Origin of the sequence: Acinetobacter sp. ABJ_C4_1 (assembly GCF_044538495.1) — a bacterium.
GTDB lineage: Bacteria > Pseudomonadota > Gammaproteobacteria > Pseudomonadales > Moraxellaceae > Acinetobacter > Acinetobacter nosocomialis_A.
Genome location: NZ_JBIUCQ010000002.1, coordinates 75,322 through 94,241, shown reverse-complemented (window position 1 = coordinate 94,241; position 18,920 = coordinate 75,322). Strand labels below are relative to the sequence as shown.

Below are 18,920 nucleotides of genomic sequence, written 5' to 3'. Positions count from 1 at the left end.
ATAAAAATAAAGGACAGCTTCGTACTGTCCTTTATACGTCATTAAATGAAATTATTTGATGACTTTAATTCGGGTCGTAGCCGGAATAATTAACGGCGAATTTTTAGCAACATAGCTTTCAAAGGCATCAATATCTTGACCGCCACCAACACGGTTCTGACCATCCTTTAACACCGTAAAATTGTCACCGCCATCTGCCAAGAAGCTATTGACTGTTACACGGTATACCTTGGTGTCAACCAATGGGGAGCCTGCAACCATAATATTGCTTGCTCTCGGTGAAACAGTTGTATTTGCTGAATATTGATAACTTAACTCTTTAGATGGCTGTAAAATTTTAGGTGAGCTTGCATTTCCACCCGTCCATTGCTGCTCAAGCACATCTCGAATTTGTTTACCGGTTAAGCTCAGCGTCACAATCGAATTACCAAAAGGTTGAACCGCAAAAATATCACCAAAGGTAATTTGATTACTGCTGTTAATCAGTAGGTCGGCACGTACACCACCTGGGTTCATGAGTGTAAAGTCCGAACCCTGATCGCTTGCTTTAAGAGCAGAGGCTTGCTGTGCATCAGCAATCATATCGCCTAACGGGCTTTCACCACTTTCGACTTGAGTACGGCTCACAACGGCAGTAGATGTTCCTACCACACGCCCAGAAATAGTCGTTACTGCTTGACGGTATTTATCTAAAATCGCTTCAATACTTGGTGTCTTACTAAATTTTTGATAAAGATCTGTAAGGTTTACAGTGGTGGTACCTGAAGTATAGGCCTCACTTTGAACCGGAACTTGTTTAGCATCTTTTTTAATGATGTCGCCAGTTTTACCATCTAGCTCAATCTTAATATCGGTAATCAGTGTGCCATATTGACCAGCTGAAGTAAGTAAGAACGGTTTAGCTGGATTTTTAGTTGCATAATCACAAATATAAGATTGATGCGTGTGACCTGAAACAACAATATCAACTGCCGGATTTAAGCGATCTAAAATACCTAAAATAGGCCCACTTAAACCATCACATGTTTTTTGATTAAGCTTAGTACTTGGTGCTGCACCTTCATGGACTACCACCACAAATGCCTGAATGCCTTGTTTTTGTAGTTCAGGAATTAGGGCATTTACCGTATCGGCTTCATCACGAAACTCAACGTCTTTAATACCAGCCGCAGACACAATACTTGGAGTCGCTTTAAGCGTTAAACCAATAAATGCAACCGGAATTCCGCCATAAGTTTTGACCTTATAGGCTGGAAAAATCGTTTTGCTTGCATCGTTTTTCATTGCGACGTTTGCTGCTAGAAAATTAAATTTTGCACCACTAAAGTTTTTATTAATTTGGCAGGGTGCTGTGCTTGTATATTGTTGACAGCCACCATTTTGCAAACGGCGTAACTCATCTGTACCACGGTCAAACTCATGGTTACCCACAGCATTAAAGTCAATTTGAATATCATTCATGACATCAATGGTAGGTTCATCTAAAAATAGTGAAGAAGTCAGTGGGGAAGCGCTAATTAAGTCACCCGCTGAAACAACAGCATTATTCGGATTTTGAGCTCTAAGTTTCTTGATTGCGTCTGCAAAGTAACTCACACCCCCAACTGGAATACGTACTGTCTGAGATGCATCATTTGGGTTAGCTGCATCAACGTAGCGTTTAGGTGGTTCTAAATTTCCATGAAAGTCATTAAAAGCTAAAATATCGACAGTCTGATTACTTCGTGGTGCAGATGTATTTGAATCACTGTCATTGTTATCATTACAACCGGCTAGTAAAGCCATCGCCAGACATAAAGATGTTGTCTTAAATAATATATTTAAAGTCGTCATTTTTTATCAATTGGTGAATTAAGATGCATAAAAAATACGCATACTGTGTGAATATTTGATGAAAACTAAATCTTAATCAAAATCAGATGATCTTTAAAAAAATAATGCTAAGATGATGGTAGATAAGCAAGATCAAAAGGAAATAGATAAGGCGCTAAAATAGATCGTAATTTTTAAGGTTTTCATAAAAAATTCATGAATTTGCAATAAAACAGTTACAAAATGTCCGGTGAATAAAATCGGTTATACATTATTAAATTAATCTTTTTTATTCATGTTCACTTTTTATCAATTATAAGAGTCAAGAATGACATCATTACCTACTTTATCTAGCTCAAACCAGCATAATTTAGAGACATATATTAATAGAGAACTCTCTTTATTAGAGTTTCATAAGCGAGTGCTTGCTCAGGCCAAAGATATTGAACACCCATTACTTGAACGTTTAAATTTTTTAATAATTTTTTCGCGTAATCTGGATGAGTTTTTTGAAATCCGTGTGGCGAGTTTAATCCAGAAAATTAGCTTAATGAGTCAAGCAACTGGACCAGAAGGTTTGCCATTAGCAGAAGTATTAAAGCAAATTTCGAAAAATGCTCATGAAGCCGTTGAAGAGCAATATAACATTTTAAATTATACGTTGTTGCCACAGCTACAAGGCTATGGCGTTCACTTTATTCAGCACGGCGATATATTAGAAAAGCATAAAGACTGGATTAAAGAATACTTTTTTAAAGAAGTACAACCTGTAGTCACACCAATTAGTTTAGACCCTGCGCATCCATTTCCGCGGTTAGTTAATAAAAGTCTTAATTTTATTGTGACTTTGGAAGGTAAAGACGCTTTCGGACGCCAAATTGATTTAGCTATTGTACCGGCACCGCGTTCGTTACCAAGACTTGTTAAAATTCCAGAACATATTTCTGGTGGTGCAGAGCATTACATTCTGCTCTCGGCTATTATTCATCAGCACATTTCCGATTTATTCCCCGGCATGAAAGCGACAGGCTGCCACCAATTTCGTGTAACCAGAAATGCCGATTTAACAGTTTCTGAAGATGTAGAAGACTTAGCTGCAGCTTTAAAGGGTGAATTGTCTTCACGCCGTTTTGGCCAAGCGGTTCGTTTGGAAGTAGCAAAAAAATGTCCTGAAGAAATTGCTAACTATTTATTAGAACAATTTGATTTAGATGCTGAACATCTTTATTACGTCGATGGTCCTGTCAACTTAGCCCGTTTTATTTCAAACTTTGATTTGCCAGATTTACGCTATAAACCGTATCAACAAGTTTTACCAAAACTTCTCTATAGCAAAAAGCCAATTTTTGATGTGTTAAAAGCAGGCGATGTTTTACTTCATCATCCATTTGACTCTTTTGCACCTGTTATCAAGTTCCTTCGTGAGGCTGCACAAGATCCAAATGTCTTGGCAATTAAACAAACCTTATACCGGAGTGGCGCCAACTCGGAAATCGTTCAACTTCTTGCAGAAGCTGCGCGTAATGGAAAAGAAGTTACTGCGGTCATTGAGTTACGGGCACGTTTTGACGAAGAGTCCAATATTGAAGTAGCCAACGTATTGCAAGAAGCGGGCGCGGTTGTGGTGTATGGCATTGTTGGCTATAAAACTCACGCTAAAATGATTTTGGTCGTTCGCCGTGAACAAGACAAAATGAAAAGATATGTCCACTTAGGTACAGGCAATTATCATGCGGTGAATGCCAAAATTTATACCGATTTTGGCCTGCTTACCAGTGATGCTGAAATTTGTGAAGATGTACATAAGATTTTCCAAGAACTGACTGGTATGGGCAAAATGGCGAAGCTTAAAAAACTTTTTCATGCACCTTTTACCTTGCACTCTCAGTTGCTAGAGCTTATTGAACAAGAAATTAAAAATAGCCTTGCTGGCAAAAAAGCACACATCATCATTAAAGTGAATGCGCTTACTGAACCACAGCTCATTAGCGCGCTTTATAAAGCTTCCCAAGCGGGTGTACAAATTGATTTAATTATTCGCTCAATTTGCTGTTTAAGACCACAAGTTGCAGGGTTGTCCGATAATATTCGAGTACGTTCAATTGTTGGACGCTATTTAGAACATACTCGGGTTTACTATTTTTATAATGATGGTGATACAAAAGTTTTTTGCGCTAGTGCAGACTGGATGGAACGTAATTTGTTCTCTCGTATCGAAACCTGTTTCCCAATTGAAAGTAAAAAATTAAAGAAACAAGTGATTGAAGATGGGCTAAACAATTATCTAAAAGATAATCGTCAAGCGTGGGAGCTACAAGCCGATGGAACTTGGGTGCAATGTCAGCCTAAAGAGGGGCAAGAGCTTTATATTGCGCAGCAACACTTAATGAACTCAGCCGTGTAAAACATCCGTCATAGCAGAATATACATCTGCTATGGCCTTTTAATCACCTTTAATTGATAAGGAGTTATTAAAATTTGGACAAAAAACACAATTATCGAACAATATCTTGTGCCACGCTTATCTACAAACGTGACATTTTTAATTAGAATAAATTTTTAATTGCTTTATAAGATTTGATCAAGTGATTCATTTCACAAGATTAATCCTGACTGGAGAAAAATTTATGCAATGGACAAAACCAGCTTTCACTGATTTACGTATTGGTTTTGAAGTAACAATGTACTTTGAAGCACGTTAATTATTTCTATTCAAATCTGTCATAAGCCCTAGTTTTGTTCTAGGGCTTATGTCTTTCTAATAAGATATTAATTTTATGTATATTTATATTTTAGGTTCAGCGGCTGGAGGCGGCTTCCCTCAGTGGAACTGTAATTGTCCTAATTGTCATGGTGTGCGTACAGGTACGATTAATGCCAAAGTACGTACTCAATCTTCAATTGCGATTTCAGAAAATGGCGTAGACTGGATTTTATTAAACGCATCACCAGATATCCGCCAGCAATTATTTGACTTTAAAGCAGCTCAACCTGCGCGTAAATTACGTGACACGGGCATTACCAACGTTATTTTAATGGATAGCCAGCTTGACCATACCACTGGACTGTTAACTTTACGCGAAGGCTGTCCAATGAATGTGTGGTGTACTGAAATGGTCTATCAAGACCTGACCACAGGTTTTCCAGTCTTTAACATGTTGAAGCATTGGAATGGCGGTCTTCAATACAATGAAATTAATCCTAAACAAGCTTTTAAAATTGATGGTTTCGAAAATTTAGAATTTTTACCTTTAATTATTCAAAGCGCTGCACCACCATACTCGCCACATCGCCATGACCCGCATGAGGGCGACAATATTGCTTTAATCATCAAAGATCATAAAACACAAAAACAGTTGTTTTATGCGCCAGGGCTTGGAAAGATTGACGATCAAATCATGCAGATTATGCAAAGTTCTGATTGTGTCATGATTGACGGTACACTCTGGACCGATGACGAAATGCAACAAACGGGTGTAGGTAAAAAAACTGGTCGTGAAATGGGGCATTTATATATTAGTGGGGAAGGTGGCTCTCTATCTTATTTGAACCAACTCAATACACCCAAAAAAGTGCTGATCCATATTAACAATACTAATCCAATTTTAAATGAAGACTCCGCTCAGTTTGCCGAACTAAAAGCAAATGGTGTAGAGGTTGCCTATGACGGCATGCAGATCGAACTCTAAGGTGCGCTATGACACAAACACCTGAAGCTTTAACAACCGAACAATTTAAACAAGCCATTATTGATAAAGGTCAGTATTATCATATCTATCATCCATTTCATGTGATGATGTATGAAGGTAAAGCGACCCAGCAACAAATTCAGGCTTGGGTTGCAAACCGCTACTACTATCAGATCAATATTCCACTCAAAGATGCCGCGATCATGGCAAATTGCCCAGACCAGCGCGTGCGTCAGGAATGGATTCAACGCATGATTGATCAGGATGGTGAATATCCTGATGGTGGTGGCCGAGAGGCTTGGCTACGTTTAGCAGAAGCTGTTGGTTTGAGCCGTGAACAAATTATTTCCGAAGAATTGGTTTTACCGGGTGTACGCTTTGCCGTAGATGCCTATGTAAATTTCGCGCGCCGTGCATCATGGCGTGAGGCAGCAAGTAGCTCTTTAACCGAATTATTTGCGCCTCAAATTCATCAGTCACGACTTGAGTCATGGCCACAGCATTATCCTTGGATTGATGACAAGGGCTATGAATATTTCCGCTCTCGTTTAAGTCAAGCACGCCGTGATGTTGAACATGGTTTAACAATCACCCTTGATTCATTTACCACCCATGAGCAACAACAAAGAATGCTGGAAATATTACAGTTTAAACTGGATATTTTATGGAGCATTTTAGATGCCTTAACACTAGCATATGTACATAATGAAGCACCGTATCATAGCGTGACCAAAGAACGGGTATGGCACAAAGGACTATTTAAATGAATAAAGAGCAATTTGATTTAAATCTTGTGCCGACATGGCGACAAGGTTACCGTTTCCAATTTGAACCCGCTCAAAATGGCTTTGTAATTTTATATCCTGAAGGCATGATCAAGTTAAATGAAAGTGCAGGGGCCATTGGACAGTATATTGATGGAAAAAATAACGTTTCTGCCATTATTGCCCAACTCAAGCAACAATTTGGCGATATAGCCGAAATTGACAACGATGTTATTGATTACATGTTAGTTGCCCAGCAACAGCACTGGATTGATTTTATATGACCAATGGTGTTGGTTTACCCCTATGGCTACTAGCGGAGCTAACGTATCGTTGTCCGCTACAATGTCCATATTGTTCAAACCCTTTAGACTACGCACAGCACAAAAATGAATTGACCACCCAAGAGTGGTTTGATGTTTTCGATCAAGCACGTCAAATGGGTGCTGTACAACTCGGTTTTTCGGGTGGTGAACCTTTAGTGCGTCAAGATCTGGAACAGCTTGTGGCACATGCGCACCAACTTGGGTTCTACACCAACCTAATTACCTCTGGTATGGGACTTACCGAACAGCGTATTTCCCATTTAAAACAAGCTGGCCTAGACCATATTCAAATTAGCTTTCAAGCAAGTGACCCAGTCGTTAATGATGCTTTGGCAGGTTCGAAACATGCTTTTGAACAAAAGTATGAAATGTGCCGACTTGTTAAGAAATATGATTATCCGATGGTTCTTAATTTTGTGATCCATCGGCATAACATTGACCAAATTGATAAAATTATCGAGCTTTGTCTAGAACTTAATGCCGATACAGTCGAGCTAGCAATTTGTCAGTTTTATGGTTGGGCATTTTTAAACCGTCAGGGTTTATTACCAACAAAAGAACAACTCATACGTGCCGAACGTATTACCAATGAATATCGCGACAAGTTAAAAGCGCAAAATCATCCTTGCAAACTTATTTTTGTGGTGCCTGACTATTACGAAGAAAGACCAAAAGCCTGTATGAATGGCTGGGGTAAAATTTTCTTTACGGTATCGCCAGATGGTATGGCTTTACCTTGTCACGCTGCTAGACAACTGCCTATTTCTTTCCCAAATGTTCGTGAGCAAAGCCTTTCCAATATTTGGTATAAATCTACAGGTTTTAATCACTTCCGTGGCGATGCATGGATGCCAGAAGGCTGTCGTAGTTGTCCAGATAAAGACCGCGACTTTGGCGGCTGTCGTTGCCAAGCTTATATGTTAACAGGCGATGCAAGCAATGCAGACCCTGTCTGTGGTAAATCGCCATATCATCAGCTGATTGAACAGGCACGTGCCGAGAGTGAACTCGATTCCTCTCTAGAAAAACTGGTGTTCCGTAACACTAAAAATTCAAAGCAATTTACGGTTCAGCAAAACATTCCTGTTCAAAATATTGCAGATGAATAGCGGTGAGAACGTAAATATGAACCATAGCTCAGTTCCTGTTTTTGATGGTCATAATGATGTACTAACGCGCCTTTGGTTAAGCGATCATAGCAATCCTGCTCAAGCTTTTATTCAGGAACGTTTAGCAGGGCATCTCGATTTAAAACGCTGTCAAGAAGCGGGTTTTGTGGGTGGAATGTTTGCTATTTTCTTGCCACCTTTTACCTATGTTCAGCAGCACCATCCTAATAAGCTTTTTGACCAAACTTCATCTGACTTCACGCAACAGCAAATTGAACAAATTTGTCTGGAACAACTCGATTTAGCAAAACAACTGGCTGAATATTCTAACGATATTCAAATTTGCACAACTGTTCAGGATATTCAGAACTGCTTAGCAAAACAAAAGTTAGCCATTGTATTGCATATGGAAGGCGCCGAAGCATTACAGCACAATCCAGATTTACTCGATGTATTTTACGATGCTGGACTTCGTAGTATCGGGCCGCTTTGGAATAGACCTAGTCGTTTTGGACATGGTTTAAATGCTAAGTTTCCCCATTCACCTGACACGGGAGCTGGCCTTACACACGATGGTAAAGCATTTATAAAACGCTGTGCTGATAAAAAAATGCTGATTGATGTTTCTCATATGAATGAAAAAGCTTTTTGGGATACAGCTGACATTCTTCAACAGCCGATTGTTGCGACTCATTCTAATGTCCATGCTTTATGCCCACAAGCCAGAAACCTAACAGATGACCAACTCAAAGCGATCAGAGACTCTAAAGGCATAGTTGGGGTAAATTTTGATGTGGCTTTTTTACGTAAAGACGGGCAACGTGATGCCAACACACCCATTGATGTACTTTTAGAGCATCTTGAATATTTAATAGATCAAATGGGGGAAGATCATGTCGGTTTTGGTTCCGACTTTGATGGAGCACTCATTAGCCATGAAATTGAAGATGTGAGGGGGCTACACCTACTCATTGAAGCAATGCAAAAAAGGCATTATTCAGATGAAACTATAGAAAAAATTTGTTTTTCTAACTGGTTAACCGTACTAAATCGCATTCTAAGTAAATAATTCATTGCTAAACATATTGAAAATAGCGAATTATTTTGCATTTTTTATTGGCCGAAATGACTAAAAAAAGTACAAATGGTTTAATTGTCAACCATTCGGTAAATTAATTAGAATCGATATTACTAAATGTAAGAACATTTGGTATTTCAGGTCTTTAGTGGTTTTCACGTGCGCCCATTTCTTTATGAGAAGTAGAAATGGGCGTTTTTTATTGCTCAATTATAAAATGTGAATCTCATCACAAGAATGACCAATTAATTGCAAATGATCCCTTTCCCATCTTGACTAAAAGTTCAGCATTAAATACATTGGAATTGTATTTAAAGATAAATAAGATTGCTTAAAGCAATTAATAATACTGCTTAATCCTGAAATACAGTAGAAAGCCTATTCCACTTTTAGAATAGGCTTTTTGCTTTGTATCAAAATTTATTTTTGAAACTATTACAATCTTCAATTAACATAAAAATTAAATACCTTACAAAAGCGGTTCAAATCAAAGCCCTTAAATAACAAAGAATGTGCTATTAATTTAAGTTGATTTCTCAAAAGTTTCTCCGTCAACTGAAGAGGTGCAAAATGTTAAAATCAATTTTAGTACTAGGAACAGGTATTGCTATTGGCATGTGCGTGTACAAGAAGAAGCAAAAAAACAGTAAGAGCTTTAGTACCGATAGCGATACTGACTCATTGATTAGTAAGGATAATAATAAAAACAAAGATGATAATTCACTCGACAATGCTGTACAGGTTTAAAGTTAAATAAAGGGGTTCATACGTGGACCCTTTAAATATGCTCTTATAAATTAAATTTACTTAAAATAAGGAAGCTTTTTTATAAGCTATTTTAATAATAATTCCTATTTTACATAATTATTTCACTATTCATTTAATTATTAAATAAATATGTTTAAAACAAAAAAAACACTTCAAATGCTAAATTTTACATGTTGTAGCAAAACACCCTTTATTATTTTTAACGTTAAGAATAAAAAATGGAGACTAAAATGTCTAAACGTCATATTTTAAAAGAAGTTAATGCAAAAAGTATGTGTGGTATGGAAATTGTGGTCGAGCAAATTTTTGAAAATGCACTTGAAAAAAGTTTGGCTTCAACTGAAATAGAACAAAACTGGTTACCACTTTCCAAGATTGTGATTTCAGACAAAGTCATCAATTTAGATCAAGACAATACTTTTGCTCATCCAAGAACAGGTAAAGTTTTTAAGGTCTTAAACTCTTAAACAATTTGGTTTTAGCATGAATATAAAAGAAATGATTGAGGCGAAACACTTAACTGTTTCGCCTCAATCAGTTTTATGGATTAGTTTTCTTCTTTAAAAATAGTTTCTCTGCGGCTCCCAACACAAAAATAAAGAAGACCGGTACGAAAAATATAGCCAGAATTGTCGCAGAGATCATACCTCCAAATACACCAGTCCCTAGAGCATGCTGAGTTTCTGAACTCGCACCACTTGCAATTACCAACGGAATCACACCACAAGTAAAGGCAAGGGAAGTCATTAAAATTGGACGTAAACGTAGCTTCGCTGCCGCAACCGCCGCCTCAATTAAGCTCATACCTTCTTCTTTAAGCATTTTTGCAAACTCAACAATTAAGATCGCGTTTTTGGCAGATAAACCAATAATGGTAATCAGTCCAATTTTGAAGAAAATATCGTTTGGCATTCCTCTTAACATAATGGCCAAAATAGCTCCAAAAATACCTAAAGGAACAACCAACATAACGGAGAGTGGAATTGACCAACTTTCATAAAGTGCAGCTAACACTAAGAATACGACCAACATCGATAAAGCAATTAGAAATGCCATTTGCGATTCAGACTGTTTTTCTTGCAAAGAAATACCTGTCCATTCATAGCCAATTCCTTGAGGAAGTTTGGCAATCAATTTTTCCATTTCTCGCATTGCATCGCCTGAAGAAACTCCAATATTAGGAACCCCAGCAATACTTAATGAAGGACGGCCATTATATCGATTATATTGCTGCGGCAACTTGTTCCACTGTGGAGTAACCACCTCAGATAAAGACACCAGTTGTCCATTTGCGCCTGCAACCTTCAAGTTCAAAATATCTTTTAAATGCATGCGCGATTGTGCATTGGCTTGAACAATAACTTGCTGCATACGACCCTGATTTGGGAAGTCATTGATATACATAGACCCCATAGAAGTCGAAATAATATCTGAAACAGAAGCAAAGCTAACACCTAAGGTATTTAACTTCTCACGGTCTATTTTCAAACTAATATTGTCACCTTGTGGCAAGCCTTCTGGATAAACCATATAAAACTTTTTGTTTTGAGCGGCCATTTCCATGAGTTTATTTTGCGCCGAAATTAAAGCCGGCATTCCTAAATTGGCCTTATCTTGTAAACGCAAGCTAAAGCCTGAAGAGGTACCTAACTCATCAATGGCTGGAGGAAGTACAGACATCGTTGTACCTTCCTTACTTTTCGCCATTTCTGCATTAACAAAGTTGGTATAGTCAGTTGTAGATTTATCACGTTCACCAAAATCTTTTAAGGTTGTAAAAGCGAGCGCGACGTTTTGGCCAGCGCCACTAAATCCCCAACCCATAATTGAAATATTGCTTTTTACATCGGACTGTTCATTTAGATGACCTTCAAACTCTTTGACAATTTTTTGAGTTCGTTCTGCAGTTGCATCAGAAGGCAATTGGAACGAAGTTAAAAACCAGCCTTGATCTTCTTCAGGCATAAAGGCAGTTGGCCAATATTTCATACCGGCAAAAGTTAAGCCTGTAATCACTACAAAAATAATGAATGTCGGAATCGTATGTTTAACTACTTTTAAAAGAATAACTTCATATTTTTTTGTGACTTTATCAAAGCTTCGATCAAACCATGCGTAAAATCCTTTCTTTTGATGATGTGCATTAATTGGTTTTAGCAAGGTTGCACAAAGTGCAGGAGTTAAGGTTAAAGCTAAAAATGCCGAGAATAGAATTGAAACCGACATGGTAATCGTAAATTGGCGATAGATAATACCAACCGAACCACTTGCCAAAGCCATTGGTAAAAATACAGCCGCTAACACCAAGGTAATACCAATAATTGGGCTGGTAATCTCTGTCATGGCTTTAGAGGTTGCTTCCTTAGGCGATAAGCCTTCAGTTGCCATAATCCGTTCAACATTCTCGACCACCACAATCGCATCATCGACAATAATCCCGATTGCAAGCACCATACCGAACATGGTCAACACATTAATTGAGTAACCTGTCAAAAGCATGATGGTAAAGGTGCCGAGCAGGGCAATTGGTGCCACGATCGCAGGAATTAAGGTATAGCGAACATTATGAAGAAATACATACATCACAATAAAAACCAGCACCATGGCTTCAAGTAAGGTATGAACTACTTTTTCTATCGAGATTTTAACGAAAGGTGCAGTGTCATAAGGAATACTGAATTGCATTCCTTCGGGTAAGTTTACTTTTAATTCATCGAGTTTCTGCTTTACCGCATCGGCTGTTTTTACTGCATTTGCACCAGGACTGAGCTGAATTGCCGCAGCCGTTGCAGGTTTACCATTTTCTAAAATTGCAAAGCTATACGATTGCGCGCCCATTTCTACATCGGCTACATCCGATAACTTAATATGAGCACCGCTAATATTGCTCTTTAAACTAATGTTTTTAAACTGCTCAACTGTTTCGAGTTGCCCTTGAGCAGATAAAGGCACTGTAATTAGCTGCCCGTTAACTAAAGGGCGGTCACCAAGCCGACCTGGTGCAATATCAATATTATTGCTGCGAATCGCATTGTTTACGTCACTAATCGATAGACCATAAGAAATCAATTTATTGGGGTCAACCCAAATCCGCATTGCTTTTTCAGCACCAAAAGACTGAATTTTTCCGACACCCTCAACACGTTTAAGCTCTTCGACCACATTACGAACTAAGTAATCACTTAAATCGACTTCTGAATAACGATGGTTAGGTGAGTTTAAACCGACCAGCATTAAAAAGCCTGAAGACGATGCTTCGACTGCTAGACCTTGTTGACGAACAACTTGCGGTAAGCGAGCTTCAACCGCTTTAATCTTGTTTTGTACGTCGACCTGAGCCATATCGACATCAGTGCCGGGTTTAAACGTTGCAGTAATTTCAGCGGTTCCTGACGAATCGGTTGTCGCGCTATAGTAGAGTAAGTTTTTTACTCCCGACATTTCCCGTTCAATGAGCGTAATCACGCTATCATTAATCGTTTTGGGAGTAGCGCCAGGATAGCTTGCCGTAATGTTAACCTGAGGAGGTGCAACACTTGGAAAGCGTGCAATAGGCAACTTTGGAATACTCAGTACACCAAATAAAATAATAAAAATCGCAATTACCCATGCAAAAACAGGCCGGCGAATAAAGAATTGAGACATCATTTAGCATCTCCTTGCTTCACCGTATTTTCTGCCGAGGCGACTTTCCATGCTGAAATCGCTAGCTTTTGGTTAGGCTGAATACGCTCAATCCCTTCAACGACAACTTTATCTCCAGCTTTCAAGCCCTTATTGATGAGATAAAATTGTTGATATTGTTGGCCCAGCTCTACAGGGCGTATATCTGCACCACCTTTGGCATTTACAACATAAACTTGTGGGTCGCCGTTCATATTGCGCTGAATAGCTTGTTCCGGAACAAGTAAAGCCTGTGGAACAGAAGCGCGTTCAATATTAACGCGAACATACATGCCCGGTAGTAATTTTCTTTCAGGATTGGTCACTTCAATACGGATGGTGACATCACCCGTTTCAGGATCAACATTAATATCTTCAAAAAGCATTTTTGCCGACACATTATAAGGTTGTCCCAAACTATTCAAAATTTGCACACCTTTTTGATTGTTGGCAGATAATTCTCCACTTTGTAAGGCTGCCTTTAAGCGCTCATATTCACCAATAGACTGTTTTACGTCGACATAAACTCGGTCAATTTGTTGAATGGTAGCCATCGTATTGCTATCAGCTTGGCTGACTAGAGCACCTTCGGTCACAAATGATTTACCAATACGACCCGAAATTGGTGCTCGCACTGTGGCGTACTGTAAATTAAGATTTTGACGAGCCAGCAAAGCTTTCATTTGAGCAACATCTGCAATCGCTTGTCGATACTGCGCCTCAACATTACTTACTTCTTGCTTACTAATTGCATTACTTGGTAAGAGTTGCTGGTAGCGTTCTAGTTGTATTTTTAAACGATTAACTTCTGCTTCAGCTTTGTTTAGGCCAGCTCGATTACTATTTACATCAGCTTCAAAAATCTCCGAGTTTATTTTATATAAAGGTTGTCCAGCCTTAACTTCACTACCTTGTGCAAACAGAACTTTTTCAACAATACCACCTACCTGAGGACGAATTTCGGCTGTACGGAAAGCCTGAACACGCGCAGGTAAGTTTTCACTAAAATTCACAGACTGCGGCTGAATTGCTAAAACAGTCACTTTAGCTTCTGTTGCTTGAGCTTGATCTGTCGCTTGTTCTTTACCACAGCCATGTAAAACAAGACTAATTGAGAATATGAATGGAACTAAAAAATGCTTCTGCACTTTTGTAACACCTAATGGATTTCTAGATGCTGGCATTATTTTTGATGTGTGTGTAACAAAAATCACTAATGTGTGGAAAAAGTGTGGAGATTTATAGAAAAATGCGCGTATCATAAATCAAATTTTTCTCGCGTTTTATTGCTATGTTTGAGTCAACCTTTACGTTTAATTGTCAGGATAAGCTTATTCTTGTGGTAGAAGATGACTATGATATTGGCGATATTATTGAGCATTATTTAAAACGCGAAGGCATGCGTGTCGTACGTGCCATGAATGGTAAACAGGCCATTGAAATACATGCAACTCAGCCTATTGATTTGGTCATACTCGATATAAAAATGCCCGAATTAAGTGGGTGGGAAGTTCTAAATAAAATTCGGCAAAAAGCAGCTACACCTGTAATTATGCTGACTGCTTTAGATCAAGAAATTGATAAAGTCATGGCTCTAAGAATTGGGGCAGATGACTTTGTCGTAAAACCATTTAATCCCAATGAAGTGGTTGCACGTGTACAAGCAGTACTACGACGTACTCAACAAAACCAACAAATGTCTAACCGCAATCTGATTTATAAAAATATTGAGGTTAATACCGAAATTCATACTGCTTATATATATTTAGGTAATAAGCAACAAGCGCTTAATTTAACCCTGACTGAATACAAGATTTTGCTATTGATGCTACCTCATCCACATAAAGTTTTTACTCGTTCTGAACTGATGAATCATTGCTTACCAGATCGTGATGCGCTTGAGCGTACTGTTGATAGCCATGTCAGTAAACTAAGAAAGAAAATGGAAGAGCTAGGTTTAGAGAACATGCTAATTAATGTTCGTGGGGTAGGCTACCGTTTGGATAATCCGCATGAAAAATAAAACCGGCATTAGCAAACAACTGATTATTGCACTTAGCTTTACCAGTCTAATTGTTACGTTGAGTTCGCTCATATTAGGTTATGGTACTTATTATGTTGCGATCGAAGTTGGTCTTATTTCTCTGGAAAAATTAAAAGAAAGCGATGAATTTTTCCACTATTTAGACGGCGTATGGTTATTCGCCGTGCTTTTGTTTGGTACGGCATTTTCAATTATTTTGGGTATCAAACTTGCTCAACGTTTTATTGTGCCGATTAATCTATTAGCAGATGCAGCAAAAAAAATTAGTCAGGGTGATTTATCTGCACGTGTGGACAGCCCTGTGCATCATACTTCCGAAATTGCTGAACTGATGCATAATTTTAATGATATGGCTCAAAAGCTTGAAACTTCTGTACAGAACGCTCATGTCTGGAATGCTGCCATTGCCCATGAGCTAAGAACACCTGTCACAATTTTACAAGGACGGCTACAAGGTATTATTGATGGTGTCTTTAAACCCGAGCCGGCTTTATTTAAAAATTTACTGAGTCAAGTTGAAGGATTATCGAACCTTGTGGAAGACTTACGTACTCTAAGTCTTTTTGAAAACCAGCAACTCAGACTTAATATTGAAAGGATTAATTTTAATGAGACTGCCTATAAAGTCGTGCACATGTTTCAAGAAAAACTACAGACTGCTCAACTTAAAGTAACTTTCAATATTCAGGTACCAGAAGTGAAATGTGATCATAGACGAATAGAACAAGTTTTAATTGCTTTACTTGATAATGCCACGCGATATGCAAATCCGGGCAAGTTAAAAATTTCAACCCAATATCATCAACATGATTGGGTGCTAGAAATAGAAGATGAAGGACCAGGTATTTCAGCTGAGCACCATAAAGAATTATTTAATCCTTTTTTTCGGCTTGAGCAGTCAAGAAATAAAGAGCTAGGCGGAACTGGCTTAGGACTTTCAGTTGTACAAGCGCTGGTGATTGCACATAAAGGGCAGGTTGATTACATCAACCAAAATTCACACAGTATTTTTAAAATTAGCATTCCTCAACAAGAGGGAAATGAAATAACTTAACGCTTTCGTTAACAGAATTTGCATTTCTTGACTCGTGATTAACCTAAAAATGCGTTAAGTTACTTATAGATTTTTAAAGTAAATACTGATTTTTTATGATAATTGAGATAGAAACCCATCCACTACAACCATTTTTACCTGAAAATGCCCGCTTATTAATGTTAGGGAGTTTTCCGCCGCCCCGTAATAAATGGAAGATGGACTTTTACTATCCAAACTTTCAAAATGACATGTGGAGAATTTTTGGCTTAATCTTCTTCCAAGATAAAACCTATTTTTTAAGTGAAAATCAGAAAATATTTAATGAAGAACGGATCCGAAATTTCTTAACTGAAACAGGTATAGCCATTTTCGATACGGCTTATCAAATTAAACGCCTCAAAGGTAATGCTTCCGATAAATTTCTGGAAATTGTGACTCCAACAGATTTGGCTGCTTTACTTCAGCAAATTCCTTTATGTCAGACGATTATGACGACAGGTGACAAAGCCACTGATACCTTAATTTCGGTTTTACCTGAAAACACTGAAAAACCTTTAATTGGGACATCGACATCAACTTACTTTGCAGACCGTAATATTCATTTATATCGGTTACCATCCTCTTCTAGAGCATATCCATTAGCTCTTGAGAAGAAAGCAGAAGCGTATCAAAAATTCTTTAGTGAAATTGGATTCTTGTAATATTCAAAATTACATCATCCATTCAATGGGCAGGTAAGAAACAGCTTTAATCATTGTTCTCTGAAAGCGACTAGTTCCTGGGTCTTTATCATATTCAATAACTTGCCCATTTGACTGATAATCTAGCCAGATAATTTGTCCTTGGCTATTTAGTTTTAGTTGATAGGCTACTTGCGGCAAATGCCGATCTAACATAACGGAAATTTGGGTTTGTAATTGGTTAGACTCAATCACTAAGCCAACTTCGGTATTTAAGTAAGTAGAGCGGGGGTCAAAGTTAAAAGAACCAATAAATACTTTGCCATCTACATCAAAAAATTTAGCATGCAAACTTGATTTGTTTTTACCTTTTGCTGGTATAACACTACCCGTTACAATTTCGTACCAAGTTCTACGTCGCCGTTCTAACACAGGTTTAAACTCGTAAAGCTCAATGCCATTTTTAAGCATTTCTACGCGGTATTGGCTATAAAAAGCATGTACGATCGCAACATCATTCGCAGCAAAAGAGTTGGTTAAAGCACGAACTTTGATTCCTTGAACTCGCAGTTGCTTTAAATAATAAGTACCTTGTTGTGTCGGTACAAAATAAGCCGAAGCGAGTTCTAAGTGCTGCTTAGGTTTACCCATAATAGACATGACTTGCCCATAAAGCATTTCATGTTCAGTTGCAGTACCCAAAATCTTCTTGGGCGAGTCTGCTACAAAGTGTGCTTTAGACCACTGAATAGGGTTATGCTCTAAAAGCTCTTTTAAATAGCTCTGCGCATCATAAAGCTTATCTTCAGTGAGACTATGGTCTTCATGGTGTAATTGTTCATAATGCTCTCTTAAAGCTTTTAAATGATGCTCAGCACAAGTTCCAATAATGGTAGTTGCATTTACACTTAAGGTACTTTCCCAAAAATCGGCAAATACAGCTTGGCCATGTCTTACGGCGTCTCCATAGAACAAAATATCCATATCTGTAAATTGAAACTTACTGCTTGCTTCAAAGTATTCACTACTAATATTTCTACCACCTGTTACTGCAATCGAAGCATCTGCAATAATGAGCTTGTTATGCATACGGTGATTTACTTTTTTGAAGCGAAAAATATAGTCAAAAATGCGTAGATATCGAAACTTATAAGGATTAAATAATCTAATTTCAAAATTGGTATGCTGTGAGAGACTTCTTAATATGCCATCAAGTTTTATGCCGTTTTGATCATCAATTAACAGTCGAACTTTAATACCTCGATCTGCCGCCTTAAGCAATTCATGCAATATGAGGTTACCCACAAAATCATTGGTCCAAATGTAATATTGTAAATCTATCGTTTCCTTGGCATTTCTAATTAAATAGATACGTGAGGCGATACTCATAAATGCATCATCAAGGGCTACAAAGGCGGTAAGACCCTGACGCGTTTTTTCTTCTGCTGCATCATCATTCAACCAGTTATTTGTCTTTATCACTATATCTTTCTCATTAGGATCATATCTATCTGTATAAGAAGGTAAATCAGTAAAACCCCAAGCACTTAAGGCCATATTACTATATTGCTGATATAGCTGATTGATCATGTAAGCATTTAATTTGCATCCAAGTTAGACCTATCAGAGCATTCTTATATTCAATTTATATGTCAAAAATCACAATAACTGTATGATTTTGTTGTATTCAAAAAAACCATAAAATTAAAATTTATATAAAACATTGTTTTAAATGATATTTTCAAACCATAATAACAGGTCTATTCAATGATCATTTTGACAATGTGAGCTGCATTTTACTGCAAGAAATTATTTCGATAATTTATGAGTTTTATCGATAAAATAGTGTTGTAATTCTCATTATTTTTATAAGTTGTGCTTTAATAAATAATCGAGCTGCACAAATTCACATTACTTACAATTAGTTCAATAACAACTACATTAAAACACA

Annotated in this window: 16 protein-coding genes; 12 read left to right on the top strand and 4 right to left on the bottom strand. The window is 37.8% G+C overall.

What is annotated here, in order from left to right; all coding sequences use genetic code 11:
• Window positions 1–51: 51 nt before the first annotated feature.
• On the bottom strand, window positions 52–1,833 hold the full coding sequence (locus ACIF8R_RS03355) for a bifunctional metallophosphatase/5'-nucleotidase (protein WP_396479084.1): 1,782 nt from the start codon (window positions 1,831–1,833) through the stop codon (window positions 52–54).
• A gap of 307 nt (window positions 1,834–2,140) precedes the next feature.
• Here ACIF8R_RS03355 and ppk1 point away from each other — a divergent pair, with 307 nt between their 5' ends.
• The 9 genes from ppk1 to ACIF8R_RS03310 all read left to right on the top strand — a co-directional run bounded on the left by ppk1 (window position 2,141) and on the right by ACIF8R_RS03310 (window position 10,013).
• Window positions 2,141–4,216: a polyphosphate kinase 1 gene (gene ppk1, locus ACIF8R_RS03350; RefSeq protein ID WP_396479082.1), complete on the top strand. Its 2,076-nt coding sequence runs from the start codon at window positions 2,141–2,143 to the stop codon at window positions 4,214–4,216.
• A gap of 223 nt (window positions 4,217–4,439) precedes the next feature.
• Entirely contained in the window at window positions 4,440–4,514 is a 75-nt protein-coding gene (gene pqqA, locus ACIF8R_RS03345; protein ID WP_001982218.1) for a pyrroloquinoline quinone precursor peptide PqqA, read from the top strand.
• Between the two features lie 75 nt (window positions 4,515–4,589).
• Window positions 4,590–5,501 (top strand): pyrroloquinoline quinone biosynthesis protein PqqB, encoded by a 912-nt coding sequence (gene pqqB, locus ACIF8R_RS03340; RefSeq protein WP_263613723.1) that lies wholly within the window; start codon window positions 4,590–4,592, stop codon window positions 5,499–5,501.
• An 8-nt stretch (window positions 5,502–5,509) separates the two neighbouring features.
• Window positions 5,510–6,268, top strand: coding sequence for a pyrroloquinoline-quinone synthase PqqC (gene pqqC, locus ACIF8R_RS03335; protein WP_396479080.1), 759 nt, complete (start codon window positions 5,510–5,512; stop codon window positions 6,266–6,268).
• A complete protein-coding gene (gene pqqD / locus ACIF8R_RS03330; protein WP_396479078.1) occupies window positions 6,265–6,549 on the top strand; it encodes a pyrroloquinoline quinone biosynthesis peptide chaperone PqqD in 285 nt (94 codons plus the stop codon). The genes pqqC and pqqD overlap by 4 nt, the downstream gene beginning before the upstream one ends.
• A complete protein-coding gene (gene pqqE, locus ACIF8R_RS03325; RefSeq protein ID WP_396479076.1) occupies window positions 6,546–7,700 on the top strand; it encodes a pyrroloquinoline quinone biosynthesis protein PqqE in 1,155 nt (384 codons plus the stop codon). Before pqqD ends, pqqE begins: the two co-directional genes overlap by 4 nt.
• Window positions 7,701–7,716: 16 nt before the next feature.
• Window positions 7,717–8,769: a dipeptidase gene (locus tag ACIF8R_RS03320; RefSeq protein ID WP_396479074.1), complete on the top strand. Its 1,053-nt coding sequence runs from the start codon at window positions 7,717–7,719 to the stop codon at window positions 8,767–8,769.
• Between the two features lie 579 nt (window positions 8,770–9,348).
• A complete protein-coding gene (locus ACIF8R_RS03315) occupies window positions 9,349–9,525 on the top strand; it encodes a hypothetical protein (protein WP_396479072.1) in 177 nt (58 codons plus the stop codon).
• Between the two features lie 251 nt (window positions 9,526–9,776).
• Window positions 9,777–10,013, top strand: a complete 237-nt coding sequence (locus ACIF8R_RS03310) for a hypothetical protein (RefSeq protein WP_396479070.1) — start codon at window positions 9,777–9,779, stop codon at window positions 10,011–10,013.
• Window positions 10,014–10,086: 73 nt separating this feature from the next.
• On the opposite strand, the gene ACIF8R_RS03305 is transcribed toward ACIF8R_RS03310, so the two are convergent.
• Both ACIF8R_RS03305 and ACIF8R_RS03300 read right to left on the bottom strand, forming a co-directional pair.
• Window positions 10,087–13,194, bottom strand: coding sequence for an AdeB/AdeJ family multidrug efflux RND transporter permease subunit (locus ACIF8R_RS03305; RefSeq protein WP_396479068.1), 3,108 nt, complete (start codon window positions 13,192–13,194; stop codon window positions 10,087–10,089).
• Complete coding sequence (locus ACIF8R_RS03300; protein WP_396479066.1) at window positions 13,191–14,357, bottom strand: efflux RND transporter periplasmic adaptor subunit; 1,167 nt, start codon at window positions 14,355–14,357, stop codon at window positions 13,191–13,193. The genes ACIF8R_RS03305 and ACIF8R_RS03300 overlap by 4 nt, the downstream gene beginning before the upstream one ends.
• Window positions 14,358–14,500: 143 nt before the next feature.
• On the opposite strand from ACIF8R_RS03300, the gene adeR reads away from it, so the two are divergent.
• From adeR to ACIF8R_RS03285, 3 genes are all read left to right on the top strand, one after another.
• On the top strand, window positions 14,501–15,232 hold the full coding sequence (gene adeR / locus ACIF8R_RS03295) for an efflux system response regulator transcription factor AdeR (RefSeq protein WP_311087617.1): 732 nt from the start codon (window positions 14,501–14,503) through the stop codon (window positions 15,230–15,232).
• Window positions 15,222–16,307 carry a two-component sensor histidine kinase AdeS gene (gene adeS / locus ACIF8R_RS03290; RefSeq protein ID WP_396479064.1) on the top strand — a complete coding sequence of 362 codons (1,086 nt, stop codon included), beginning with the start codon at window positions 15,222–15,224 and terminating at the stop codon, window positions 16,305–16,307. The genes adeR and adeS overlap by 11 nt, the downstream gene beginning before the upstream one ends.
• Before the next feature lie 95 nt (window positions 16,308–16,402).
• Window positions 16,403–16,990, top strand: a complete 588-nt coding sequence (locus ACIF8R_RS03285) for a uracil-DNA glycosylase family protein (protein ID WP_396479062.1) — start codon at window positions 16,403–16,405, stop codon at window positions 16,988–16,990.
• Window positions 16,991–16,999: 9 nt separating this feature from the next.
• Here ACIF8R_RS03285 and ACIF8R_RS03280 read toward each other — a convergent pair whose 3' ends face one another.
• Window positions 17,000–18,559, bottom strand: coding sequence for a phospholipase D family protein (locus tag ACIF8R_RS03280; protein ID WP_396479060.1), 1,560 nt, complete (start codon window positions 18,557–18,559; stop codon window positions 17,000–17,002).
• Between the last annotated feature and the right edge of the window lie 361 nt (window positions 18,560–18,920).

Excerpts from the sequence above, each read along its gene's own strand:
- adeS (WP_396479064.1), top strand. The coding sequence starts at position 15,222 with ATGAAAAATAAAACCGGCATTAGCAAACAACTGATTATTGCACTTAGC.
- ppk1 (WP_396479082.1), top strand. The coding sequence starts at position 2,141 with ATGACATCATTACCTACTTTATCTAGCTCAAACCAGCATAATTTAGAG.
- ACIF8R_RS03320 (WP_396479074.1), top strand. The coding sequence starts at position 7,717 with ATGAACCATAGCTCAGTTCCTGTTTTTGATGGTCATAATGATGTACTA.
- ACIF8R_RS03305 (WP_396479068.1), bottom strand. The coding sequence starts at position 13,194 with ATGATGTCTCAATTCTTTATTCGCCGGCCTGTTTTTGCATGGGTAATT.
- ACIF8R_RS03280 (WP_396479060.1), bottom strand. The coding sequence starts at position 18,559 with ATGATCAATCAGCTATATCAGCAATATAGTAATATGGCCTTAAGTGCT.
- ACIF8R_RS03355 (WP_396479084.1), bottom strand. The coding sequence starts at position 1,833 with ATGACGACTTTAAATATATTATTTAAGACAACATCTTTATGTCTGGCG.
- pqqE (WP_396479076.1), top strand. The coding sequence starts at position 6,546 with ATGACCAATGGTGTTGGTTTACCCCTATGGCTACTAGCGGAGCTAACG.
- ACIF8R_RS03310 (WP_396479070.1), top strand. The coding sequence starts at position 9,777 with ATGTCTAAACGTCATATTTTAAAAGAAGTTAATGCAAAAAGTATGTGT.
- pqqD (WP_396479078.1), top strand. The coding sequence starts at position 6,265 with ATGAATAAAGAGCAATTTGATTTAAATCTTGTGCCGACATGGCGACAA.
- ACIF8R_RS03285 (WP_396479062.1), top strand. The coding sequence starts at position 16,403 with ATGATAATTGAGATAGAAACCCATCCACTACAACCATTTTTACCTGAA.
- pqqC (WP_396479080.1), top strand. The coding sequence starts at position 5,510 with ATGACACAAACACCTGAAGCTTTAACAACCGAACAATTTAAACAAGCC.
- adeR (WP_311087617.1), top strand. The coding sequence starts at position 14,501 with ATGTTTGAGTCAACCTTTACGTTTAATTGTCAGGATAAGCTTATTCTT.
- ACIF8R_RS03315 (WP_396479072.1), top strand. The coding sequence starts at position 9,349 with ATGTTAAAATCAATTTTAGTACTAGGAACAGGTATTGCTATTGGCATG.
- pqqB (WP_263613723.1), top strand. The coding sequence starts at position 4,590 with ATGTATATTTATATTTTAGGTTCAGCGGCTGGAGGCGGCTTCCCTCAG.